Here is a 20,873-nt window from a genome sequence, read left to right on the forward strand (position 1 = left end):
GCAGCGTCGGAACGCTCGAATGCCGGGCGTTCTTTTGCTTTAAGCGCACGGAAGGTCCCATCTGGGAAACCACCCTGGCAATGATCTACCCCGCGCTATTCAAGCTATTGCCGCGTTTTCGCTGTCCTCGTGACGAGCGGCCGGTAGACAATTTTCATAAGCCGGAAGAGGGGGCTTTGCCCAACCATTCCGGTAAGAACAAGAAGGCGACCTGATATGATTCAGATGCAAACAAACCTCGACGTCGCGGATAATTCCGGCGCACGTCGTGTCATGTGCATCAAGGTGCTGGGCGGCTCGAAGCGCAAGTATGCCTCGATCGGCGACGTCATCGTCGTTTCGATCAAGGAAGCTATTCCGCGCGGCCGTGTGAAGAAGGGTGACGTGATGAAGGCGGTTGTCGTTCGTACCGCCAAGGACATCCGTCGTCCGGATGGCTCTGTCATCCGCTTCGATACCAACGCAGCAGTCCTCATCGACAACAAGAAAGAGCCGATCGGCACCCGTATCTTCGGACCGGTTCCGCGCGAACTTCGCGCAAAGAACCACATGAAGATCATCTCGCTGGCTCCCGAAGTACTGTAAGGAGCGGGAACGATGCAGAAGATTCGTAAGGGCGACAAGGTCGTCATGCTCGCAGGTAAGGACAAGGGTCGCACTGGCGAAGTCATCCAGGTCCTGCCGAAGGAAGATCGCGCTGTGGTTCGCGGGATTAACGTTGTAAAGCGCCACCAGCGCCAGACGCAGACTCAGGAAGCCGGGATTATTTCGAAGGAAGCTTCGGTCCACCTGTCCAACGTCGCCATCGTCGACAAGGACGGCAAGCCGACCCGCGTTGGCTTCAAGGTTGTTGACGGCAAGAAGGTCCGCGTGGCCAAGCGTTCGGGAGAAGTGATCGATGGCTGAGGCAAAGTACGAGCCGCGGCTCAAGAAGGAATATGTCGAGCGGATTCGTAAGGCGATGCAGGAGAAGTTCTCCTACGCCAACGAAATGATGATCCCGAAGCTTGACAAGATCGTTATCAACATGGGTGTGGGCGAAGCCACGGCTGACTCCAAGAAGCCGACCGTTGCTGCTGCCGACCTGGCTGCCATCGCTGGCCAGAAGCCGGTCATCACCCGCGCACGTAACTCTATCGCTGGCTTCAAGGTCCGCGAAAACATGCCGATCGGCGCGAAGGTCACCTTGCGCGGCGCCCGCATGTACGAGTTCCTGGATCGCCTGGTCAACATCGCGCTTCCGCGCGTTCGCGACTTCCGCGGCCTGAACCCGAAGAGCTTTGACGGCCGTGGCAACTTCGCCATGGGCATCAAGGAGCACATTGTGTTCCCAGAAATCAACTACGACAAGGTTGATCAGATGTGGGGCATGGACATCATCGTTTGCACGACGGCAACGACCGACGACGAAGCTCGCGCGCTCCTCACGGAGTTCAGCTTCCCGTTCCGTCAGTAACCGTAACGACGAGCGTAGAAAAGGAACCTGACATGGCGAAGACAAGCGCAGTTGAAAAGAACAAGCGCCGCCGTAATACGGTCGCAAACCAGGCCGCCAAGCGCGCTGCTCTGAAGGCGATCATCATGAACCAGGCTCTTCCGATCGAAGAGCGGTTCAAGGCCTCGATCAAGCTGGCATCCCTGCCGCGCGACGGATCGAAGACCCGCATTCGCAACCGTTGCGAAGTGTCCGGTCGTCCGCGCGCTTACTACCGTAAACTGCGCATGTCGCGTATCGCGCTGCGCGAACTGGGCAATCTCGGCAAGGTGCCGGGCATCGTCAAGTCGAGCTGGTAAGGAGCAGGTTAGATGACAATGACTGATCCGTTGGGCGATATGCTCACCCGTATCCGCAACGGTGCTTCGCGTCGCAAGTCGTCGGTTTCGACGCCTGCTTCCAAGCTCCGTGCACGTGTTCTCGATGTTCTCCAGTCCGAAGGCTACATCCGTGGCTATTCCGTCGTCGATTTCGGCAACGGCAAGTCCGAGCTGAACATCGAACTCAAGTACTATGAAGGCGCATCGGTGATCCGTGAGATCGGCCGTGTGTCCAAGCCGGGCCGCCGGGTTTATGTCTCGGTCAAGTCCATTCCGCAGGTCGCGAACGGCCTCGGCATCACCATCCTTTCGACCCCGAAGGGCGTGATGGCCGATCACCAGGCTCGCGAACAGAACGTTGGTGGCGAGGTTCTCTGCTCGGTCTTCTAAGACTGCGCAGGGTCTCCATAGCGAACAGACAGGATTGAAACATGTCTCGTATCGGTAAGAAGCCCGTTCAGGTGCCTGCTGGGATCACGGCTACGGTCGATGGCCAGAAGGTTACCGCTAAGGGCCCGAAGGGCGAGCTGTTTTTCGTCGCAAACGACGAAATCAGCGTGAAGCTCGAAAACAATGCGGTCGTCGTAGCGCCGATCAGCCAGACGAAGGAAGCTCGTTCGAAGTGGGGCATGTCCCGCACGATGATCGAAAACATCTTCAAGGGCGTCAAGGACGGCTTCGAGCGCAAGCTTGAAATCAACGGCGTTGGTTACCGCGCTTCGCTGCAGGGCAAGAACCTGCAGCTGGCGCTCGGTTTCAGCCACGACGTGGTCTATGAGCCGCCGCAGGGCATCACGATCGCTGTGCCGAAGCCGACGGAAATCGTCGTCACCGGCATCAACAAGCAGCAGGTCGGCCAGGTCGCCGCCGAGATCCGCGAATACCGCGGTCCGGAGCCCTACAAGGGCAAGGGCGTCAAGTATGCCGAAGAGCGGATTGTCCGCAAAGAAGGCAAGAAGAAGTAAGGATCACGCGAAATGGCTAGCAGGAAAGAAGCACTTGCACGTCGTGCCAACCGCGTGCGCCGTCATCTCAAGTCGGTGGCCAATGGCCGTCCGCGCCTGTCGGTTCATCGCTCGTCGAAGAACATCTATGCACAGATCATCGACGATGTTGCCGGCAAGACGCTTGCCGCTGCATCGACCCTCGACAAGGATCTGCGCGGTTCTCTGAAGACCGGTGCCGACACAGCAGCAGCTGCCCTCGTTGGCAAGCTCGTTGCAGAGCGCGCATCGAAGGCAGGCGTTACCGAGGTCGTATTCGACCGTGGCGCCTTCATCTATCACGGCCGTATCAAGGCCCTGGCAGATGCAGCCCGCGAAGGCGGTCTGACCTTCTAATAGTTTCCGGCCGAAGCTTTCATAGTCTTCGGCCGGATTTCACCGGACCGCAAATCGTTCCCCAGAGGAAGCCGATGCGGTCCTCGTTTTGTTTGCCGATTGCACCCGGAAAAGAAAAAGGAAGAGGACAATGGCACAGGAAAGAAGGCCGCAGCGGGAAGACCGCCAGAGCCGCGAAGAGCGCGATAGCGAATTCGTCGACAAGCTTGTCGCAATCAACCGCGTCGCCAAGGTCGTCAAGGGCGGCCGTCGTTTTGGTTTCGCAGCACTCGTCGTCGTCGGCGACCAGAAGGGCCGCGTAGGTTTCGGCCATGGCAAGGCACGCGAAGTGCCGGAAGCCATCCGCAAGGCAACTGAAGCCGCCAAGCGCGAACTGATCTTCGTACCGCTCCGTGACGGCCGTACGCTGCATCACGACGTTCACGGCCGTCATGGCGCCGGCAAGGTTCTGCTGCGCTCGGCCAAGGTCGGTACCGGTATCATCGCCGGCGGTCCGATGCGCGCCGTTTTCGAAACGCTCGGCGTTCACGACGTCGTTGCCAAGTCGACCGGTTCGTCGAACCCCTACAACATGGTTCGCGCTACCTTCGACGCTCTGAAGCACCAGGTTCACCCGAAGGACATCGCAGCCCAGCGCGGCATCAAGTATGCTACGCTCCAGGCTCGCCGTGCCGCTTCTGGCAACGCCTCTGAAGAATAAGAGGAGCTGACCAATGGCCAAGGCTACCAAGAAGGCTGAAGCGAAGACTGTTACGATCGAACAGATCGGCAGCCCGATTCGCCGTCCGGACGTCCAGCAGCGCACGCTGATCGGTCTCGGACTGAACAAGATGCACCGTCGCCGCACGCTGGAGGATACTCCGGCCGTTCGTGGCATGATCCGTGCAGTCCAGCATCTCGTTCGCGTCGTCGACGAGAAGTGAGTCCGGAGTAACGCTCATGAAACTCAATGAAATCAAAGACAACGAAGGCTCTACCCACAGCCGCAAGCGCCTCGGCCGCGGTATCGGCTCGGGCTCCGGCAAGACCGGCGGTCGCGGTGTAAAGGGTCAGAAGTCCCGTTCGGGCGTCGCCATCAACGGCTTCGAAGGCGGTCAGATGCCCATCTACCGTCGCCTGCCGAAGCGCGGCTTCAACAACATCTTCGCAGCCGACTACGTCGTTGTGTCGCTGGCACGCATCCAGGCTGCCGTCGATGCCGGCAAGCTCGACGCGAAGGCAACCGTTGATGCAGCTGCTCTGAAGGCCGCTGGCGTCATCCGCCGCGCCAAGGATGGCGTTCGCGTTCTCGCCGACGGCGAGCTCAAGGCCAAGATCACCCTCGAAGTTGCAGGCGCTTCCAAGTCTGCCGTTGAGAAGATCGAAAAGGCTGGCGGCAAGGTGACGCTTCTTTCTGCCGCAGCTGCAGAATAATAAACTCATGATATATCGCCCGGGGTGCTTCACACCGGGCGATTTTGCTCCCATATGTGAGCCTCACAAGAACCTGCTTGGACGCATCCGCGTCGAGACGGTAAGACTGAAAACGAGGGTGGGGCATAGGGTTGCGCCAGCGATCCGTCCGAAGCCCGGTTTTTAAAAGAAATTCATACTGATTCCGGTGCCGGCCGACTCGAGAGCGCCCGGAATTGGTAGCGCGGAGAAACGCATGGCTTCTGCAGCGGAACAACTGGCTTCAAACCTCAATTTTTCGACCTTCGCCAAAGCCGAGGATCTTAAGAAGCGCCTGTGGTTCACACTGGCAGCTCTCCTCGTCTACCGGCTTGGTACCCATATTCCGCTTCCAGGCCTCAATCCACAGGCATACGCCCAGGCCTTCCAGGGTCAGGCTGGCGGCATTCTCGGCCTCTTCAACATGTTTTCGGGCGGCGCCGTGCAGCGCATGGCGATCTTCGCGCTCGGCATCATGCCCTACATCTCCGCTTCGATCATCGTGCAGCTCATGACCTCGGTCGTGCCGGCGCTCGAAAATCTGAAGAAGGAAGGTGAGCAGGGCCGCAAGATCATTAACCAGTACACCCGCTACGGCACGGTCATCCTCGGCGCGCTCCAGGCCTACGGCATTGCCGTCGGTCTCGAGAGCGGCAATGGCCTCGTCGTCGATCCGGGCTGGTTCTTCAAGATTTCGACCGTTCTGACGCTGCTCGGCGGCACCATGTTCCTGATGTGGCTCGGTGAGCAGATCACCTCGCGCGGCATCGGCAACGGCATTTCGCTCATCATCTTCGCAGGCATTGCTGCCGGTCTTCCGACCGCTCTTGCGGGTACTTTGGAACTCGGCCGTACTGGCGCGCTGTCGACGACGCTCATCCTGGCCGTCATTGTCGTCGCAATCGCGGTCATTGCCGTCATCGTCTTCGTCGAGCGTGCGCAGCGCCGTCTGCTCATCCAGTATCCGAAGCGTCAGGTCGGCAACCGCATGTTCCAGGGCGATACCTCGCACCTGCCGCTGAAGCTGAACACCTCGGGCGTCATCCCGGCTATCTTTGCATCTTCGCTGCTGCTTCTGCCGGCGACGCTCGCAGGCTTTGCCAGCACGACGGCGATGCCCGCCTGGGCCACCTCCATCGTTGCAGCGCTTGGCCACGGCCAGCCGCTCTACATGGTCCTCTATGCAGCTCTGATTGCCTTCTTCGCCTTCTTCTATACGGCCATCGTCTTCAATCCGAAGGACACGGCCGACAATCTGAAGAAGCATGGCGGCTTCATCCCCGGCATTCGTCCGGGTGACCGTACCGCTGAGTATATCGACTATGTGCTGACCCGTATCACGGTGATCGGCGCTATATATCTCGTCTTCGTCTGCATCCTGCCGGAGATTCTGGTGTCGCAAACCGGCATCCCATTATCCCTTGGTGGGACTTCGCTTTTGATCGTGGTTAGCGTAACTCTTGATACGGTGGCACAGATCCAGGGCCACCTGATCGCACAGCAGTACGAAGGCTTGATCAAGAAATCGAAGCTGCGTGGAGGAAAGAGGGGGCGATGAGACTTATACTTTTGGGGCCGCCGGGCGCGGGTAAGGGGACCCAGGCCCAGCGGATCGTGGAAAAGCATGGCATTCCGCAGCTTTCCACGGGTGACATGCTGCGCGCCGCCGTTCAGGCCGGTACTGAAGTCGGCAAGCGCGCCAAGGCTGTCATGGACGCCGGAAACCTGGTCTCGGACGAGATTGTCAATGCGATCGTCTCCGAACGGATCGATCAGCCCGATTGCGCCAACGGTTTCATCCTCGACGGCTTCCCGCGCACGCTCGTGCAGGCAGATGCAACAGAGGCGATGCTGAAGGCCAAGGGTCTTGATCTCTCTGTTGTCATCGAATTCCGTGTCGACGACAAAGAGCTGGTCCGCCGCGTGGCAGGCCGTTACTCTTGCGCCGAGTGCGGCACCGTCTATCACGACTCGGACAAGATCCCGGCCAAGGAAGGCGTCTGCGACAAGTGCGGTTCGACCCACTTCAAGCGTCGTCCCGACGATAATGCCGAGACCATGACAAAGCGTCTCGAGGTGTACTACAAGGAAACCTCGCCGCTGATCGGCTATTATTATGCCAAGGGCAAACTGAAGTCCGTGGATGGCATGGCCGAAATCGATCAGGTTACGACCGAGATCGAACGCATTCTTTCCAAGCTTTAAAGCTTTGAAAATAAACTTGCGGGAGCGGTTGCTTTTTTGCACTGATTCCGCTAAACCGCGCCAACTCGCGACATTCCCTGCGATCGGCGCGGATTTCCCGAAGGAAGTCCGGGTTCGATCGTTTTGTGATGTTGCGAACCCGAATTAATCGAGCGGCCCCTGGCTGCATAACGAAGCCCTATTGCCGGATGGCAACTGGAATGCAAGGAGAATAGGCGTGGCACGTATCGCTGGCGTCAACATCCCGACTGCAAAGCGCGTCGTCATCGCGCTGACCTACATTCACGGGATTGGATCGAAATTCGCGCAGGAAATCGTCGAGAAGGTCGGTATTCCGGCTGATCGCCGCGTTCATCAGCTGACGGATGCTGAAATCCTTCAGATCCGCGAAACCATTGACCGTGACTATCAGGTCGAAGGTGATCTTCGTCGCGAAACCGCGATGAACATCAAGCGTCTGATGGACCTCGGCTGCTACCGCGGCCTGCGTCACCGTCGTGGCCTTCCGGTCCGTGGTCAGCGCACGCACACCAATGCCCGCACCCGCAAGGGTCCCGCAAAGGCGATCGCTGGTAAGAAGAAGTAATTTCCGGGAGACCGGAGTGAGGAGGCTGGCGGTTTGCGCCGGCCTCTTTTGAGTTTGGAGTGGAGTCATATAGGCGCCGCTCCGGTGTAGCCGCTGGGATTACGGCGGTGAAGAGATCAACGAAAGGAATACCATGGCTAAGGAAGCCGTCCGCGTTCGCCGTCGCGAGCGTAAGAACATCTCGTCGGGTGTCGCTCACGTCAACTCGACCTTCAATAACACGATGATCACCATCACCGACGCGCAGGGCAATGCGATTGCCTGGTCGTCTGCTGGCGCCAAGGGCTTCAAGGGCTCGCGCAAGTCGACCCCGTTCGCTGCCCAGATCGCTGCCGAAGACTGCGCCAAGAAGGCTCAGGAACATGGCATGAAGTCGCTGGAAGTCGAAGTCTGCGGCCCGGGTTCAGGCCGTGAATCGGCTCTGCGCGCGCTCCAGGCTGCCGGTTTCATGATCACGTCCATCCGCGACGTGACCCCGATCCCGCACAATGGCTGCCGTCCGCGCAAGAAGCGCCGCGTCTGATCATCGCTATCGTCACTGGTGAGCGCCTCGGCGCTCCCGGTGGTTTTCAAGCTCGGTTGCCACGATTGGATGGTGGCAACGAACGGAAGGCAAAATTATGATTCAGAAGAACTGGCAGGAATTGATCAAGCCGAACAAGGTGGAGTTCTCTTCGAGTTCGCGCACCAAGGCAACTCTCGTTGCGGAGCCGCTTGAGCGCGGTTTCGGCCTCACCCTCGGCAACGCGCTGCGCCGCGTGCTGCTCTCCTCTCTGCGCGGTGCCGCTGTTACGGCCGTGCAGATCGACGGCGTGCTGCATGAATTTTCCTCGATCCCGGGCGTTCGCGAGGACGTTACGGACATCGTGCTCAACATCAAGGAAATCGCCATCAAGATGGATGGCGACGATGCCAAACGCATGGTCGTGCGCAAGCAGGGTCCGGGTGTTGTAACGGCTGGTGACATCCAGACGGTCGGCGATATCGAAATCCTCAACCCCGAGCATGTCATCTGCACGCTTGACGAGGGTGCCGAGATCCGCATGGAGTTCACCGTCAACAACGGCAAGGGCTACGTTCCGGCCGATCGCAATCGCGCGGAAGATGCTCCGATCGGCCTCATCCCGGTGGACAGCCTCTATTCGCCGGTCAAGAAAGTGTCCTACAAGGTTGAAAATACCCGCGAAGGACAGGTTCTCGACTACGACAAGCTGACCATGTCCATCGAAACCGATGGCTCTATTTCCGGCGAAGATGCCGTCGCTTTCGCGGCACGCATCCTGCAGGACCAGCTTGGCGTCTTCGTCAACTTCGACGAACCGCAGAAGGAAACCGAAGAGGAAGCAGTCACCGAACTCGCTTTCAACCCGGCTCTCCTCAAGAAGGTGGACGAGCTCGAATTGTCCGTTCGTTCGGCAAACTGCCTGAAGAACGACAATATCGTCTACATCGGCGACCTCATTCAGAAGACCGAAGCAGAAATGCTCCGAACCCCGAATTTTGGTCGCAAGTCGCTGAACGAAATCAAGGAAGTTCTCGCTTCCATGGGCCTGCACCTCGGCATGGAAGTGCCGGCATGGCCGCCCGAGAACATCGAAGATCTCGCCAAGCGCTACGAAGACCAATATTAAGAACCAAAAAGGCAGGCTCTTCACGGCTGCCTTTCCCCGTCAAACAGCAGGCCTATCGCCTGCATGTGCCAGGAAACGGCAGGCCCGGTAACGAAGTAAGGGCACTGCATTAAAGGAGAATAGCAATGCGCCATGGTAAAGCCGGCCGCAAGCTGAACAGAACTGCAAGCCACCGCAAGGCGATGTTCGCCAACATGGCGGCTTCGCTCATCACCCATGAGCAGATCGTCACGACGTTGCCGAAGGCCAAGGAAATCCGTCCGATCGTTGAAAAGCTCGTCACCCTCGGCAAGCGCGGCGACCTGCACGCTCGTCGTCAGGCGATCTCGCAAATCAAGGACGCCGCCGTCGTTTCGAAGCTCTTCGACACGATCGCTTCGCGTTACGCCACCCGCAACGGCGGCTACCTGCGTATCATGAAGGCCGGCTTCCGCCAGGGCGACAACGCTGCTCTCGCCGTCATCGAATTCGTTGACCGCGACACCTATGCAAAGGGCGCAGCCGACAAGGCCCGCGTCGCTGCTGAAGAGCAGTCTGTCGCTGCCTGAGATTTCAGGTTTCAGAAAGCAGAAAAGCCGGGTCTTGCGCCCGGCTTTTTCGTTTGTGATGGTTTCGGTGAAGAGGTAAGGGATCAGCGTTGATCGCCGTTCGTTCAATCAGGCACGTGAATGCTTCGTTTGATGTGCTTGAGATTGGCGACGATCGTAAAGGTCATAATCACCAGCAGGCACCATGAACTCCACTTGCCGATATGGACGGTTGACCATGCTCCGAGTTGATTGGGATATCGCCAGACACCGAAGAACGTGCTGATGTTCTCAGCAAGCCAGATGAAGAAGCCGATCAGGACGAAGGCGAGGAGCAGGGGCATCTTCCGGTCGTGATCATAGGGCCTGAAGATGATGGTTGCGCGCGCGTAGAGGCCGAGTGTACAGGCGGCAATGTACCAGCGGTAATCGCCTGTATAATGGTGAGTGAAGAAATTGGCATAAATCGCCAATGCCATAAGACCGGCCATCCAATAAGGCGGATGATGTTTCACCCGCAGATCGAACAGACGCCATGCTTGGATGATGTAGCTGCCGACGGCTGCGTACATGAAACCGGAGAAGAGCGGGACGCCGAACAGTTTCGTGTAGGCGAAATCCGGATAGCTCCATGACTGGATGTTGCCCGAGGTCTTGAAGACCTCCAGTGCAAATCCGACCAGATGGAAGATCGAAATCGCCTTCAATTCATCCAGGGTTTCGAGCTTTGCCCAGATCATCCAGACCTGAATAGTAAGGGCTATGATCAGCAGCAGATCATAACGCGGGACACCGACGATGCCCGTACGCGGGACCAGGAATACCGCCAGAAAAAACAGGCCCGCAAAGAGGCAGGCCCGAGCTTCTTTAAGACCGAAATAGAGGAGTTCGACAACGAAGCGCTCGATACCTCTGCGTTGCAGATCGGTCGGCCGGTCGATCAAATGCCTATCCAGGAGAGGCAGCAATTCCGGATGTGCGGCGACTTTTGGCATATGACGGTGAGCGATCTTTGTTACGAGGCAGGGCGAAGCTACAGCTCAAGTTATAAGGTGACAGTAACAGCTTGATAGCTTGATGTTTGGAAATTAGGCAGCTGAAATCGGTTAGGATTGTGGTGACCTTTTGAATTTGCGCAAAATTATCGAACACGTCCAGATCCAGCGCTTCGCAGCTCTCCTGCTCACTATCGTTTCCGGTTCGACACTCAGGCGCTTCGGCTACTCCGTCGATCTGCCCTTCGTCGTCGTTAAATATGGTGGTTCGCTGCTTTGGGGATCGATGGTGTATTTTCTGCTGGCATTTGCTGTCGAATGCCTCAGCGCAGGAATCCGACCTGCAGGAATTGCCACCACCGCATTCGCTATCGCCATATGCGTCGAGCTCTTCGGCTCTACCACACCCCTTGGCTTGATGCCTTCAGGCTGACGACCGCAGGCGCCTTGCTGCTTGGGCGGGTATTCTCGCTCTGGAATGTGGTCGCATACGCTTTCGGAATAGTGCCGCCTATGCGCCTGATCCGGCGCGTAGGCAATCATCGCCTTCTGGGTCTTAAACGCGCGGCTTTACGAAGCCGATGAAGCCACCGCACGGCCGCCACGTGCGCGTCCTTGCCCCTTCTTCCGGCTCCGTCCGATCGGCTTGTAGGAGCGGTAGAGGATCAGCGCGATGATCAGCCCGACATAGATATATTGTTCGAGGCTGAGGATCTTCGTCGATAGTGCGAAGTGCAGCGCCGCGCATGCGCCGATGATGTAGACGAGACGATGGAGCCAGATCCAGTTCTTGCCAAGCCTGCGGATCGAGAAATTGTTGGATGTGATGGCAAGCGGGACGAGCATCGCCAATGCACCCATGCCGAACATGATGAAGGGGCGCTTCACGACGTCGTCGATGACGGCAGCGATATCCAGCGCTTGATCGAGTACCATGTAAACGGTGAAATGCATCAGCGCGTAGTAGAAGGTCAGAAGACCGAGCGCGCGGCGATAGCGCAGATAATTCCAGCCGAGGAGATCGCGGGCAGGGGTGACGGCAAGCGTCAGGATCAGAAAACGGATCGTCCAGATGCCGAGACAGAGCTCGAATGTCTTCACCGGATCGGCACCGAGCTGATCCGTCGCGCCGAGGTAGAAATACCAGGCGGCGGGCACGAGCCCGACGACATAGAGCAGCCACACGGAGGCAGGCTGCCAGCGCTTCGGAATGGCGAGCGAAAACGCCGTCATCAGAAATTCACCCTCAGATCCATGCCGTCGTAGAGGCTGGCAACTTCGTCGGCATAGCCGTTGAAGGGCAGTGTAGGATGGCGGCTTGCGCCGAAGAAACCGCTTTCGCCGATGCGCCGCTCGGTCGCCTGGCTCCAGCGCGGATGGTCGACTGCAGGATTGACATTGGCATAGAAGCCGTATTCCTGCGGGTTAGTGACCTGCCAAGTGTTCTTCGGTTGCTGATCAGTCAGCGTTATGCGCACGATCGATTTGATGCCCTTGAAACCGTATTTCCACGGCACGACGAGGCGCACGGGCGCGCCATTCTGGTTCGGCAGCGTCTCGCCATAGAGTCCGACGGCGAGCAGCGCCAGCGGGTGACGCGCTTCGTCCATGCGCAGGCCCTCGACATAAGGCCAGTTCAGCGACTGGAAGAGGCCGGCCTGGCCGGGCATCTCCTCGGGACGCACGACGGTCTCGAAGGCGACATATTTGGCGCTGCCCTGCGGCTCCACCTTGTCGAGAAGTGAAGCAAGCGGAAAGCCGTTCCACGGAATGACCATCGACCAGGCTTCCACGCAGCGCATGCGATAGACGCGCTCCTCGATCGGGAATTCCTTCATCAGCGCCTCGATATCGAAGGTGCCGGGCTTGTTGACCATACCGTCGACCTTGATCGTCCACGGCAACGGCTTGAACTTGCCGGCAAGTGCTGCGGGATCACCTTTGTCGAGGCCGAATTCGTAGAAGTTGTTGTAGGTGGTGACATCCTTGATCGGCGTCAGCTTCTCATCGACCGTGTACTTGCTCCTGACGGTCGTAAGCGCTGCCGCACTCGCCTTGCCGGCGCCGTAGAGCGTCATCGCGCCAAACGTCGCAGCGCCAAGAAATTCCCGGCGCTTCAGGTAAACCTCGCGCGGCGTGATCTCCGAGGAGCGGATCTTGGGCGGACGATAGGCTGGCATATCGAATTCCTCCTGAGCGGGGCAACCCGTGAATCTTTAGACGCAGATAGCGCGTTTCTGGTCTGTGTGTATGCCTTGAATCTTAGGGACGAAAAGCCAATTTTTTGTGTTCGTCCGTGATGGAATAGACCGTAACAAAAGTGTCCTGGCATCCGTATATGCCAGATGGTGCCGCCCGTACCGCTTTGGGCATTCCCGGTAGTGACAGCTTGGGCCGATTGGATTAGGACAATTCCAAAAAGCAGCGACTGCCCGGCCTTCGCAAATCCCTTGCCGCCCGGCATCGCCAGACATTTCCTGGATATTGAGGAAGACACCGATGCCAGCTTATCGTTCCAGAACCACGACCCACGGCCGCAACATGGCTGGCGCGCGCGGCCTTTGGCGCGCCACGGGCATGAAGGATTCGGATTTCGGCAAGCCGATCATTGCTGTGGTCAACTCCTTCACGCAGTTCGTGCCCGGCCACGTTCACCTCAAGGATCTCGGCCAGCTCGTCGCCCGCGAAATCGAAGCGGCCGGCGGTGTAGCCAAGGAGTTTAACACGATCGCCGTCGACGACGGCATCGCCATGGGCCATGACGGCATGCTCTATTCGCTGCCCTCGCGCGAGCTGATCGCCGACAGCGTCGAATACATGGTCAACGCCCATTGCGCCGACGCCATGGTCTGCATCTCCAACTGCGACAAGATTACGCCAGGCATGCTGATGGCATCGCTGCGCCTCAACATACCCACCGTCTTCGTCTCCGGCGGCCCGATGGAAGCCGGCAAGGTCGTCCTGCACGGCAAGACGCATGCGCTCGATCTGGTCGACGCCATGGTTGCAGCAGCCGACGACAAGATTTCCGATGAAGACGTCAAGGTCATCGAACGTTCGGCCTGTCCGACCTGCGGTTCGTGCTCCGGCATGTTTACCGCAAACTCCATGAACTGCCTGACCGAAGCGCTTGGCCTGTCGCTGCCCGGCAACGGCTCGACGCTTGCAACGCACGCCGACCGCAAGCGCCTCTTCGTCGAAGCCGGCCACCTGATCGTCGACCTCGCTCGCCGCTATTACGAGCAGGAAGACGAGAAGACCCTGCCGCGCGTAATTGCCTCCAAGCAGGCTTTCGAGAATGCCATGGCGCTCGATATCGCCATGGGCGGCTCCACCAATACCGTTCTGCACATCCTGGCAGCTGCGCATGAAGGCGAGGTGGATTTCACCATGGCCGACATCGACGCGCTGTCGCGCCGCGTTCCCTGTCTTTCCAAGGTCGCACCCGCCAAGTCCGACGTGCACATGGAAGACGTTCACCGCGCCGGCGGCATCATGTCGATCCTCGGCGAGCTGGATAAGGGAGGCCTTCTCAACCGTGACTGCCCGACGGTTCACGCCGAAACGCTGGGTGACGCGATCGATCGCTGGGACATAACCCGTACCAACAGCGAAACAGTCCGCAAGTTCTATCGCGCGGCTCCCGGCGGCATCCCGACTCAGGTTGCCTTCAGCCAGGAAGCCCGCTGGGACGAACTCGATACCGACCGCGTCGGCGGCGTCATTCGCTCGGTTGAGCATCCTTTCTCCAAGGATGGCGGCCTTGCCGTTCTCAAGGGCAATCTGGCGGTCGACGGCTGCATCGTGAAGACGGCAGGTGTCGATGAATCGATCCTGAAATTCTCCGGCCCGGCCAAGGTCTTCGAAAGCCAGGACGCGGCCGTCAAGGGCATCCTTGGCAATGAAGTCGTTGCCGGTGATGTCGTCGTCATCCGCTACGAAGGCCCGAAGGGCGGCCCGGGCATGCAGGAAATGCTCTATCCGACGAGCTATCTGAAGTCGAAGGGCCTCGGCAAGGCCTGCGCCCTGATCACCGACGGCCGCTTCTCCGGCGGCACCTCGGGTCTCTCGATCGGCCATGCCTCGCCGGAAGCTGCCAATGGCGGCACGATCGGCCTCGTGCGCCAGGGCGACATGATCGATATCGATATCCCGAACCGTACGATCAGCCTGCGTGTCAGCGATGCGGAGCTTGCTACCCGCCGCGCCGAGCAGGATCAGAAGGGCTGGCATCCGGCCGAGCCGCGCAAGCGCAACGTCTCGACCGCGCTCAAGGCCTATGCTGCCTTCGCAACCAGCGCCGATCGCGGCGCGGTGCGCGATCTCAACGCGCGATAAGCCGACTTGTTGCAGATTAGTTGGAGCAGCTGATTAAGAGTCAGCTGCTCTTTCATTTTCAGAGATGTCTCGTCTCGGCCGGCACTGTCCACCAGCTGTTGTTCCTGCCGTCGAAATACCGCACCGGCGCCTCCACAAGCTCGACGGGATCGAGGTCGTCAAGGCAGGCGAGATTGATCGAGACATAGGCGCCGCCCATTGCCTCGATGTACCCGTCGCCATACGCTGGCACACCGCAATTGGCGCAGAAGCGATGATGGCCCGAGAAGGTTCCGAACTGGTAGTCGCTGATGCCTGTCTCCTCGCACAACAGGCGGAAATCCTCTGGCTTGATATTGGTGCCCCAGTAGCGGAGCTTCCAGCAGATCGAGCAATTGCACTTTCCCGTCCCGGCCTGAATATCGATATCGGCCTCATAGCGGATCCGGCCGCAGTGGCAGCTTCCGTGATAGGTCTTCTTCATGTGTTCCTCCTTGCGCATCGCTATGCGATATGACAACATATTGTCATTATCAATGAATGACAGTATGTTGTCAATATGATCAAGAAACGAACGCCTGACGGCGATGCCTTTGCCGCCCTCTCCATCGCCGTGATCCGCCTTTCCTCCCACTTACAGGCTGAAGGCGATGCGCTTGCTAAACCTGCCGGGCAGACCAGTGCGCGCTGGCAGGTGCTTGCTGCGGCCGACCACGCGCCGATGTCGGTTGCAGATGCTGCGCGTGCGCTTGGCCTCGCCCGTCAAGGTGTGCAGCGTATCGCCGACCTCCTGGAAGGCGAGGGGCTGATTGCCTATCGCGTCAATCCCGTCCACCAGCGCGCCAAACTCATGGAACTGACGGAGGCGGGCAAGAGAGTTTTTGCTGATATCGCCACGCGACAGACGGTCTGGGCAAACGAACATGGCGCCATCTACGGCGAGGACCGGCTTCGCCAGGCAGCCGGCCTCATCAACGAGATGATCGCCGATTTCCAGAGCAAAAGAGATCAGGGCTGAACATCCTCAGAGCGGACGATTGATGTTCTTGTAGGTCTCGCCGAGTTGCTTCAAGCGTTCCTGATAGGCAGCACCAATACAGGCGGCATCCGCGCCACAGGCCTGCCGCTTCTTCAGCCACGCCGTCTGCTTGTCCTGCAGCGTACCGCGCGCGCCCATGGCCAGCAGCCCCGACAGCAGCTCGAAAGTGGTCACCATCTTCACATCTGCATCGTTGAGCGACCGGTCCTCGCAGATCACCTTCTCATCCGGCTGTAGCTCCTTCGCATCGCAGTTGAAGCTTGCCGCCCGTGTGCCTTCCGGTGCAAGGGCGAGGAGTGTGGCGCAGATGACGGCGGTTGGGACAGTGGTCTTCATAATCTCTCCAATTGTAAGGGCACTCTGTTTCGGCCTCACGGCAAAGATGATGCAACTGCGTTTCACGGCAAGGATCAAACCCATCGGCCCACTTTCAAGCTGATGTCCCTGCTCGGTGACTGCGTCCTGCATTTGAGCTTAGATATCAGTAGCCTGCTTGATTTTGCTGATTCAAATTCCCAAATCCGCGATCCTCTACCTTCCATGCTTCCGCCCTCTTTCCTTTCTAGCGTCGGGCGCTACAACATTTTTCGTAAGAGCATTTCAAAAGGATTCCCATGCACGGCCTGTTCAAGCACGCCTCCGTTTCGTTTCTGGCACTGACGCTCCTGCTGCCCGCCTACGCTCAGGCGCAGACCAAGACAGTGCCGGAAAGCCAGATGCAGATGCAGCTTTCCTTCGCGCCGCTGGTCAAACAGACCACGGGCGCCGTCGTGAATGTCTATGCTGAAAAGACCATTCAGCGGCAGTCGCCCTTTGCCGGCGATCCCTTCTTCGAGCAGTTCTTCGGCCAGCAGATGCCGAACCGCTCCGAGAAGCAGTCTTCGCTCGGCTCCGGTGTCATCGTCGAGGCGAACGGCACCGTCGTCACCAACAACCATGTCATCGAGGGCGCCGACGATATCAAGGTCGCACTGTCAGATGGTCGTGAGTTCCCTTGCAAGGTCGTCCTGCGTGACGACCGCGTCGATCTCGCGGTGTTGAAGATCGACAGCAAGGCTGACTTCCCGGCGCTGCCGATCGGCAATTCCGATGCAGTGGAAGTGGGCGATCTCGTGCTGGCGATCGGCAATCCCTTCGGTGTCGGCCAGACGGTCACCAGCGGCATCGTTTCCGCGCTGGCCCGCAATCAGGTCGTCAGGAACGAGTTCGGCTTCTTCATCCAGACGGATGCCTCGATCAATCCCGGCAATTCCGGCGGCGCGCTGATGAACATGAAGGGGGAGCTGATCGGCATCAATACGGCGATCTTCTCGCGTGGCGGCGGGTCGAACGGTATCGGTTTTGCCATTCCCGCCAATCTCGTCAAGGTTTTTCTCGCCTCAGCCGATTCCGGCGTCAAATCCTTCGAACGGCCTTATATTGGCGCGAGCTTCGATCCAGTGACCTCCGAAGTCGCCGATGCGCTCGGCCTGGACAAGGCGCGTGGAGCATTGATCGCCAAGGTGACCCCAGACAGCCCGGCAGCCAAGGCAGGCCTCAAGGTGGGCGAGGTCATCACCGCCGTCGACGGCATCCCGGTCGAACATCCGGATGCGCTTCTCTATCGGTTGACGACGGCTGGCCTCGGCAAATCCGTCAACCTGACGGTCATGGAAAGCGGGCATGAACAGCAGTTGACGCTTGCCCTTGCTCGCGCACCGGAAACCCAGCCTCGAGACCAGCGCACGATTGGCGGACGCACGCCGTTTACCGGTGCGGTCGTGGAAAATCTCTCGCCGCGGGTGGCTGATGAGCTCAGGATGCCGCTCGATTCAACGGGTGTCGTTATATCCGACGTCGAGGGCGGGTCGCCCGCTTCTCGGCTGGGTTTCGAGCCGAAGGACATCATCGTCTCTGTCAATGGAGCGGAAGTGAAGACCAGCCGCGATCTGCAGGAGATTGCCGATTCAGATCCTGGGCTCTGGCGGGTCGAAATCGAGCGCGATGGCCAGCGTATCAGGCAGTTCTTCCGATGAGCGACGATCTCTTCGCGCCGCGTGTTCCGGAGGAGGTCGCCAGCCGGCGGCCGCTTGCCGATCGCCTGCGGCCGAAGACGCTTGGCGAAGTCACCGGTCAGGAACATCTGACCGGTGAGGATGGCGTTCTGCGCCGCATGATCGAGAGCGGCTCGCTCGGCTCCATGATCTTCTGGGGCCCGCCGGGCACCGGCAAGACGACGGTCGCCCGCCTGCTGTCGGGCGAGGCCGGTCTGGCATTCGAGCAGATCTCGGCGATCTTCTCCGGCGTTGCCGATCTGAAGAAGGTCTTCGAAGCCGCTCGCATGCGCCGCATGGACGGCCGCCAGACGCTGCTTTTTGTCGACGAGATCCACCGCTTCAATCGCGCCCAGCAGGACAGTTTCCTGCCGGTCATGGAGGATGGCACCGTCATCCTCGTCGGCGCGACGACGGAAAACCCGTCTTTCGAACTCAATGCCGCCCTTCTGTCGCGCGCCCGCGTGCTGACCTTCAGGTCGCATGATGAGCAGAGTCTCGAGGAACTGCTGAAGCGAGCAGAGACGGTCGAGAGCAGACCATTGCCCTTGACCGAAGATGCGCGCGCCAGCCTGATCCGTATGGCCGACGGCGACGGCCGCGCCGTGCTGACGCTGGCCGAGGAAGTCTGGCGCGCCGCCCGCGAGGGCGAAACCTTCGATACCGAGGGGCTGACGCGCATCGTCCAGCGCCGAGCTCCTGTCTACGACAAGGCGCAGGACGGTCACTACAATCTGATATCGGCACTTCACAAGTCCGTTCGCGGCTCCGATCCCGATGCCGCGCTCTATTATCTCGCCCGTATGTTCGATGCCGGCGAGGATCCGCTCTATCTTGGACGGCGGCTGGTGCGGATGGCGGTGGAGGACATCGGGCTTGCCGATCCGCAGGCGCTGGTGATCTGCAACGCCGCAAAGGATGCCTATGACTATCTCGGCTCGCCGGAAGGCGAACTGGCCTTGGCGGAAGCCTGCGTCTATCTCGCGACCGCACCGAAATCGAACGCGGTCTATACTGCCTTCAAGGCCGCGACGATCGCTGCCAAGCAGAATGGTTCGCTCCTGCCACCGAAGCATATCCTCAACGCACCGACGAAGCTGATGAAGGGCGAGGGATATGGCGAAGGCTACCGCTACGATCACGACGAGCCGGATGCTTTCTCAGGCCAGGACTATTTTCCCGAAAAGATGGGTCGCCAGACCTTCTACGATCCGCCGGAACGCGGTTTCGAACGCGAGATTCGCAAACGGCTGGACTGGTGGGAAAAACTTCGCAAGGAGCGCAATCCGCGCTGAAATCGGGCAGCGCTAATCTCAGGCGCGCTTCTGTGTGGCCGGAGCAGTAATCAGCTTGACGGAAGAATCCGCCAGCCCGTGATGGCCTTCCATGTCGACAACGATATGCCAGTGGCCGCTTTCGGGGATGGCCAGCCTGACCGGCGATTTGCGCGCGACGCCGCCGATATATTTGAAATCGAGCACTTCGGTGAAACGCTGAAAATTCGGAGCCGTCATCAGCCGCACATTGTTCACGGCGCTCAGCGACACCTCGACGATCGTTCCGGCGCGCTGTTCCTTGATATCGTAATGAGTGAAGCGGAAGTTCGGTTTCGGCATTGGTCTCGCGGCATATGTAGTCTCTGCAAGCGGGACTCTATCAGGATGGCAGTTAAGGAAAAGTTGGAAATCCTGGGTCTGATGCCGTTCCTGCTGTTTCAAAATGGCAGGAACGGCACGGTATTTAGTGGATACTGCCGGCGCTGCGCGCAGGAGGTGCAAAATCGAGCACGATGCAGAAGACCGTCAACGCCTGGGCCGTGCGCTTCTCGGGCAAGATATAGGAATCACATAAAGATGCGGCCTCAGCCGCCGCGCTGGTTTTCCTTGTCGAGCTGCGTCACCAGCGCCAGTACAACTTCAGAGACGGGTGTCGGCACTTTGGCAGTACGCCCGAGTGCCACGACCATACCGACGAGCGGCACGATTTCCAGCGCCTTGCCGGCGAGCAGATCCTGCAGCATCGAAGTGCGCACCGGGCCGATGTGACGCGATTGCTGCAGTCTCTCCTCGATGGTGATACTGAATTTTGCGCCAAGCGCACTGCCGACCGCGCGCACTTCGTTCATGATCTTCCCAACCATGTCAAAAAGCGCGGGATCGGCCATGATGTCGGTCATCAACGCCCGTGTCAGCGCGCTGATCGGGTTGAACGCTGCATTGCCCGTCAGTTTGTTCCAGATCTCGTCGCGAATGCGCGGCGTGGTCGAGACATTGAGGTCGGCCTCGGCAAAAAGGCCGGCAATGGATTCGAGATCGGTCGACATCTCTCCGGAGGGTTCGCCGAGCACGAAGCGGCCTTTGTTGGAAAGGCGGATTTCGCCCGGATTGACGACTTCCGCCCCTTGCATCGCCACGCAGCCGATCACTCGTTCCGGGCCGATCAGGCGCCATAGTTTTCCGTCAGGATCCAGTTCATCGAACTGCAGCTCGGCATGGCCGCTTTGCGTATCGCGATGAAAGTACCACCAGGGAATCCCGTTTAGCACCATGACAACGCGTGTATTACCCTTCAGCAGCGTGGCCATGCCCTCAGCCGCCGGTCCGAGCTGATGGCCCTTGAGGCCAGTGATGATGAGATCCTGCGGCGGGAGCGTGGTCGGATCATCGGTTGCTGTGATCCGCACGTTAATCGGTTTGTCTGCATCGGCTTCATGCAGGGAAAGGCCGTTCTTCTGGATCGCTTCAAGATGTGCGCCACGGGCGACGACGGAGACAGTCGCATTGTCGCCGAGCCGGCTTGCAAGCTTGACGGCGATCGCGCCTCCAAGAGCGCCTGCTCCGTAAATACAGATCGATGTGCTCGCCATTCCTGTCTCTTCCTATTGCTGATGACGCGGTAGACATAGGTCATCGAAGTGGCAGGACGAATGAAAATCTCGACCTTTCGAACACTCT

27 protein-coding genes and 1 pseudogene are annotated in these 20,873 nt (G+C 59.1%); 21 read left to right on the top strand and 7 right to left on the bottom strand.

The window, feature by feature from the left end:
- The first annotated feature begins 216 nt into the window (after nucleotides 1–216).
- The 16 genes from rplN (at nucleotide 217) to rplQ (ending at nucleotide 9,556) form a co-directional block, all read left to right on the top strand.
- The gene (rplN, locus tag JNB85_RS12735) at nucleotides 217–585 is read left to right on the top strand and encodes a 50S ribosomal protein L14 (protein WP_003573790.1); all 369 of its coding nucleotides are present in this window, start codon (nucleotides 217–219) and stop codon (nucleotides 583–585) included.
- 12 nt (nucleotides 586–597) lie between these two features.
- Nucleotides 598–906, top strand: coding sequence for a 50S ribosomal protein L24 (gene rplX, locus JNB85_RS12740; protein ID WP_220334675.1), 309 nt, complete (start codon nucleotides 598–600; stop codon nucleotides 904–906).
- Nucleotides 899–1,456, top strand: a complete 558-nt coding sequence (rplE, locus tag JNB85_RS12745) for a 50S ribosomal protein L5 (protein WP_007812878.1) — start codon at nucleotides 899–901, stop codon at nucleotides 1,454–1,456. Before rplX ends, rplE begins: the two co-directional genes overlap by 8 nt.
- A gap of 32 nt (nucleotides 1,457–1,488) precedes the next feature.
- On the top strand, nucleotides 1,489–1,794 hold the full coding sequence (gene rpsN, locus JNB85_RS12750) for a 30S ribosomal protein S14 (RefSeq protein ID WP_018115514.1): 306 nt from the start codon (nucleotides 1,489–1,491) through the stop codon (nucleotides 1,792–1,794).
- A gap of 12 nt (nucleotides 1,795–1,806) precedes the next feature.
- A complete protein-coding gene (gene rpsH, locus JNB85_RS12755; protein ID WP_004674934.1) occupies nucleotides 1,807–2,205 on the top strand; it encodes a 30S ribosomal protein S8 in 399 nt (132 codons plus the stop codon).
- A gap of 41 nt (nucleotides 2,206–2,246) precedes the next feature.
- Nucleotides 2,247–2,780, top strand: coding sequence for a 50S ribosomal protein L6 (gene rplF, locus JNB85_RS12760; protein ID WP_018115513.1), 534 nt, complete (start codon nucleotides 2,247–2,249; stop codon nucleotides 2,778–2,780).
- A 12-nt stretch (nucleotides 2,781–2,792) separates the two neighbouring features.
- Nucleotides 2,793–3,155, top strand: coding sequence for a 50S ribosomal protein L18 (gene rplR, locus JNB85_RS12765; protein WP_097593488.1), 363 nt, complete (start codon nucleotides 2,793–2,795; stop codon nucleotides 3,153–3,155).
- 130 nt (nucleotides 3,156–3,285) lie between these two features.
- Nucleotides 3,286–3,855: a 30S ribosomal protein S5 gene (gene rpsE / locus JNB85_RS12770; RefSeq protein ID WP_007812885.1), complete on the top strand. Its 570-nt coding sequence runs from the start codon at nucleotides 3,286–3,288 to the stop codon at nucleotides 3,853–3,855.
- 13 nt (nucleotides 3,856–3,868) lie between these two features.
- On the top strand, nucleotides 3,869–4,078 hold the full coding sequence (gene rpmD, locus JNB85_RS12775) for a 50S ribosomal protein L30 (protein WP_007812887.1): 210 nt from the start codon (nucleotides 3,869–3,871) through the stop codon (nucleotides 4,076–4,078).
- Between the two features lie 16 nt (nucleotides 4,079–4,094).
- Nucleotides 4,095–4,568 carry a 50S ribosomal protein L15 gene (rplO, locus tag JNB85_RS12780; RefSeq protein ID WP_112572293.1) on the top strand — a complete coding sequence of 158 codons (474 nt, stop codon included), beginning with the start codon at nucleotides 4,095–4,097 and terminating at the stop codon, nucleotides 4,566–4,568.
- A 235-nt stretch (nucleotides 4,569–4,803) separates the two neighbouring features.
- Nucleotides 4,804–6,144, top strand: a complete 1,341-nt coding sequence (secY, locus tag JNB85_RS12785) for a preprotein translocase subunit SecY (RefSeq protein WP_183743766.1) — start codon at nucleotides 4,804–4,806, stop codon at nucleotides 6,142–6,144.
- Entirely contained in the window at nucleotides 6,141–6,791 is a 651-nt protein-coding gene (locus JNB85_RS12790; protein WP_220334676.1) for an adenylate kinase, read from the top strand. Before secY ends, JNB85_RS12790 begins: the two co-directional genes overlap by 4 nt.
- 217 nt (nucleotides 6,792–7,008) lie before the next feature.
- Nucleotides 7,009–7,377 carry a 30S ribosomal protein S13 gene (rpsM, locus tag JNB85_RS12795; RefSeq protein ID WP_183743762.1) on the top strand — a complete coding sequence of 123 codons (369 nt, stop codon included), beginning with the start codon at nucleotides 7,009–7,011 and terminating at the stop codon, nucleotides 7,375–7,377.
- Between the two features lie 133 nt (nucleotides 7,378–7,510).
- Nucleotides 7,511–7,900, top strand: coding sequence for a 30S ribosomal protein S11 (rpsK, locus tag JNB85_RS12800; RefSeq protein ID WP_003547577.1), 390 nt, complete (start codon nucleotides 7,511–7,513; stop codon nucleotides 7,898–7,900).
- Between the two features lie 97 nt (nucleotides 7,901–7,997).
- Complete coding sequence (locus JNB85_RS12805) at nucleotides 7,998–9,008, top strand: DNA-directed RNA polymerase subunit alpha (RefSeq protein ID WP_183743760.1); 1,011 nt, start codon at nucleotides 7,998–8,000, stop codon at nucleotides 9,006–9,008.
- Nucleotides 9,009–9,133: 125 nt separating this feature from the next.
- Nucleotides 9,134–9,556, top strand: a complete 423-nt coding sequence (gene rplQ / locus JNB85_RS12810; protein ID WP_216757746.1) for a 50S ribosomal protein L17 — start codon at nucleotides 9,134–9,136, stop codon at nucleotides 9,554–9,556.
- 104 nt (nucleotides 9,557–9,660) lie between these two features.
- Here rplQ and JNB85_RS12815 read toward each other — a convergent pair whose 3' ends face one another.
- Nucleotides 9,661–10,530: a DUF817 domain-containing protein gene (locus JNB85_RS12815; protein ID WP_220334677.1), complete on the bottom strand. Its 870-nt coding sequence runs from the start codon at nucleotides 10,528–10,530 to the stop codon at nucleotides 9,661–9,663.
- Between the two features lie 136 nt (nucleotides 10,531–10,666).
- On the opposite strand from JNB85_RS12815, the pseudogene JNB85_RS12820 reads away from it, so the two are divergent.
- Nucleotides 10,667–11,090 (top strand): annotated as a pseudogene (locus JNB85_RS12820) (ribosomal maturation YjgA family protein).
- Nucleotides 11,091–11,100: 10 nt separating this feature from the next.
- Here the strand turns inward: JNB85_RS12820 and msrQ are convergent.
- Together msrQ and msrP are read right to left on the bottom strand one after the other, a co-directional pair.
- On the bottom strand, nucleotides 11,101–11,763 hold the full coding sequence (gene msrQ, locus JNB85_RS12825; RefSeq protein ID WP_220334678.1) for a protein-methionine-sulfoxide reductase heme-binding subunit MsrQ: 663 nt from the start codon (nucleotides 11,761–11,763) through the stop codon (nucleotides 11,101–11,103).
- Nucleotides 11,763–12,710 (bottom strand): protein-methionine-sulfoxide reductase catalytic subunit MsrP, encoded by a 948-nt coding sequence (msrP, locus tag JNB85_RS12830; RefSeq protein ID WP_220334679.1) that lies wholly within the window; start codon nucleotides 12,708–12,710, stop codon nucleotides 11,763–11,765. The genes msrQ and msrP overlap by 1 nt, the downstream gene beginning before the upstream one ends.
- 319 nt (nucleotides 12,711–13,029) lie before the next feature.
- Here msrP and ilvD point away from each other — a divergent pair, with 319 nt between their 5' ends.
- Nucleotides 13,030–14,868 (top strand): dihydroxy-acid dehydratase, encoded by a 1,839-nt coding sequence (gene ilvD / locus JNB85_RS12835; RefSeq protein WP_220334680.1) that lies wholly within the window; start codon nucleotides 13,030–13,032, stop codon nucleotides 14,866–14,868.
- Nucleotides 14,869–14,926: 58 nt separating this feature from the next.
- Here the strand turns inward: ilvD and JNB85_RS12840 are convergent, their stop codons facing one another.
- Nucleotides 14,927–15,331 (bottom strand): GFA family protein, encoded by a 405-nt coding sequence (locus tag JNB85_RS12840; protein ID WP_220334681.1) that lies wholly within the window; start codon nucleotides 15,329–15,331, stop codon nucleotides 14,927–14,929.
- Between the two features lie 75 nt (nucleotides 15,332–15,406).
- Between JNB85_RS12840 and JNB85_RS12845 the strand changes: the two genes are divergently transcribed.
- Entirely contained in the window at nucleotides 15,407–15,865 is a 459-nt protein-coding gene (locus JNB85_RS12845) for a MarR family winged helix-turn-helix transcriptional regulator (protein WP_220334682.1), read from the top strand.
- Between the two features lie 6 nt (nucleotides 15,866–15,871).
- On the opposite strand, the gene JNB85_RS12850 is transcribed toward JNB85_RS12845, so the two are convergent.
- Nucleotides 15,872–16,222: a lysozyme inhibitor LprI family protein gene (locus JNB85_RS12850; protein WP_220334683.1), complete on the bottom strand. Its 351-nt coding sequence runs from the start codon at nucleotides 16,220–16,222 to the stop codon at nucleotides 15,872–15,874.
- Nucleotides 16,223–16,500: 278 nt separating this feature from the next.
- Between JNB85_RS12850 and JNB85_RS12855 the strand changes: the two genes are divergently transcribed.
- Together JNB85_RS12855 and JNB85_RS12860 are read left to right on the top strand one after the other, a co-directional pair.
- A complete protein-coding gene (locus JNB85_RS12855) occupies nucleotides 16,501–17,901 on the top strand; it encodes a DegQ family serine endoprotease (RefSeq protein WP_220334684.1) in 1,401 nt (466 codons plus the stop codon).
- Nucleotides 17,898–19,214 (top strand): replication-associated recombination protein A, encoded by a 1,317-nt coding sequence (locus JNB85_RS12860; RefSeq protein WP_220334685.1) that lies wholly within the window; start codon nucleotides 17,898–17,900, stop codon nucleotides 19,212–19,214. The genes JNB85_RS12855 and JNB85_RS12860 overlap by 4 nt, the downstream gene beginning before the upstream one ends.
- An 18-nt stretch (nucleotides 19,215–19,232) precedes the next feature.
- Here the strand turns inward: JNB85_RS12860 and JNB85_RS12865 are convergent, their stop codons facing one another.
- A complete protein-coding gene (locus tag JNB85_RS12865) occupies nucleotides 19,233–19,535 on the bottom strand; it encodes a DUF1883 domain-containing protein (RefSeq protein WP_220334686.1) in 303 nt (100 codons plus the stop codon).
- Between the two features lie 245 nt (nucleotides 19,536–19,780).
- Nucleotides 19,781–20,785 carry a ketopantoate reductase family protein gene (locus JNB85_RS12870; RefSeq protein ID WP_220334687.1) on the bottom strand — a complete coding sequence of 335 codons (1,005 nt, stop codon included), beginning with the start codon at nucleotides 20,783–20,785 and terminating at the stop codon, nucleotides 19,781–19,783.
- Nucleotides 20,786–20,873: the final 88 nt, after the last annotated feature.

The organism is Rhizobium mesosinicum, from assembly GCF_019511345.1.
Lineage (GTDB): Bacteria > Pseudomonadota > Alphaproteobacteria > Rhizobiales > Rhizobiaceae > Rhizobium > Rhizobium mesosinicum.

Coding starts and splice junctions, on each gene's coding strand:
- rplN (WP_003573790.1), top strand. CDS start 217: ATGATTCAGATGCAAACAAACCTCGACGTCGCGGATAATTCCGGCGCA.
- rplX (WP_220334675.1), top strand. CDS start 598: ATGCAGAAGATTCGTAAGGGCGACAAGGTCGTCATGCTCGCAGGTAAG.
- rplE (WP_007812878.1), top strand. CDS start 899: ATGGCTGAGGCAAAGTACGAGCCGCGGCTCAAGAAGGAATATGTCGAG.
- rpsN (WP_018115514.1), top strand. CDS start 1,489: ATGGCGAAGACAAGCGCAGTTGAAAAGAACAAGCGCCGCCGTAATACG.
- rpsH (WP_004674934.1), top strand. CDS start 1,807: ATGACAATGACTGATCCGTTGGGCGATATGCTCACCCGTATCCGCAAC.
- rplF (WP_018115513.1), top strand. CDS start 2,247: ATGTCTCGTATCGGTAAGAAGCCCGTTCAGGTGCCTGCTGGGATCACG.
- rplR (WP_097593488.1), top strand. CDS start 2,793: ATGGCTAGCAGGAAAGAAGCACTTGCACGTCGTGCCAACCGCGTGCGC.
- rpsE (WP_007812885.1), top strand. CDS start 3,286: ATGGCACAGGAAAGAAGGCCGCAGCGGGAAGACCGCCAGAGCCGCGAA.
- rpmD (WP_007812887.1), top strand. CDS start 3,869: ATGGCCAAGGCTACCAAGAAGGCTGAAGCGAAGACTGTTACGATCGAA.
- rplO (WP_112572293.1), top strand. CDS start 4,095: ATGAAACTCAATGAAATCAAAGACAACGAAGGCTCTACCCACAGCCGC.
- secY (WP_183743766.1), top strand. CDS start 4,804: ATGGCTTCTGCAGCGGAACAACTGGCTTCAAACCTCAATTTTTCGACC.
- JNB85_RS12790 (WP_220334676.1), top strand. CDS start 6,141: ATGAGACTTATACTTTTGGGGCCGCCGGGCGCGGGTAAGGGGACCCAG.
- rpsK (WP_003547577.1), top strand. CDS start 7,511: ATGGCTAAGGAAGCCGTCCGCGTTCGCCGTCGCGAGCGTAAGAACATC.
- JNB85_RS12805 (WP_183743760.1), top strand. CDS start 7,998: ATGATTCAGAAGAACTGGCAGGAATTGATCAAGCCGAACAAGGTGGAG.
- rplQ (WP_216757746.1), top strand. CDS start 9,134: ATGCGCCATGGTAAAGCCGGCCGCAAGCTGAACAGAACTGCAAGCCAC.
- JNB85_RS12815 (WP_220334677.1), bottom strand. CDS start 10,530: ATGCCAAAAGTCGCCGCACATCCGGAATTGCTGCCTCTCCTGGATAGG.
- msrQ (WP_220334678.1), bottom strand. CDS start 11,763: ATGACGGCGTTTTCGCTCGCCATTCCGAAGCGCTGGCAGCCTGCCTCC.
- msrP (WP_220334679.1), bottom strand. CDS start 12,710: ATGCCAGCCTATCGTCCGCCCAAGATCCGCTCCTCGGAGATCACGCCG.
- ilvD (WP_220334680.1), top strand. CDS start 13,030: ATGCCAGCTTATCGTTCCAGAACCACGACCCACGGCCGCAACATGGCT.
- JNB85_RS12840 (WP_220334681.1), bottom strand. CDS start 15,331: ATGAAGAAGACCTATCACGGAAGCTGCCACTGCGGCCGGATCCGCTAT.
- JNB85_RS12845 (WP_220334682.1), top strand. CDS start 15,407: ATGATCAAGAAACGAACGCCTGACGGCGATGCCTTTGCCGCCCTCTCC.
- JNB85_RS12850 (WP_220334683.1), bottom strand. CDS start 16,222: ATGAAGACCACTGTCCCAACCGCCGTCATCTGCGCCACACTCCTCGCC.
- JNB85_RS12855 (WP_220334684.1), top strand. CDS start 16,501: ATGCACGGCCTGTTCAAGCACGCCTCCGTTTCGTTTCTGGCACTGACG.
- JNB85_RS12860 (WP_220334685.1), top strand. CDS start 17,898: ATGAGCGACGATCTCTTCGCGCCGCGTGTTCCGGAGGAGGTCGCCAGC.
- JNB85_RS12865 (WP_220334686.1), bottom strand. CDS start 19,535: ATGCCGAAACCGAACTTCCGCTTCACTCATTACGATATCAAGGAACAG.
- JNB85_RS12870 (WP_220334687.1), bottom strand. CDS start 20,785: ATGGCGAGCACATCGATCTGTATTTACGGAGCAGGCGCTCTTGGAGGC.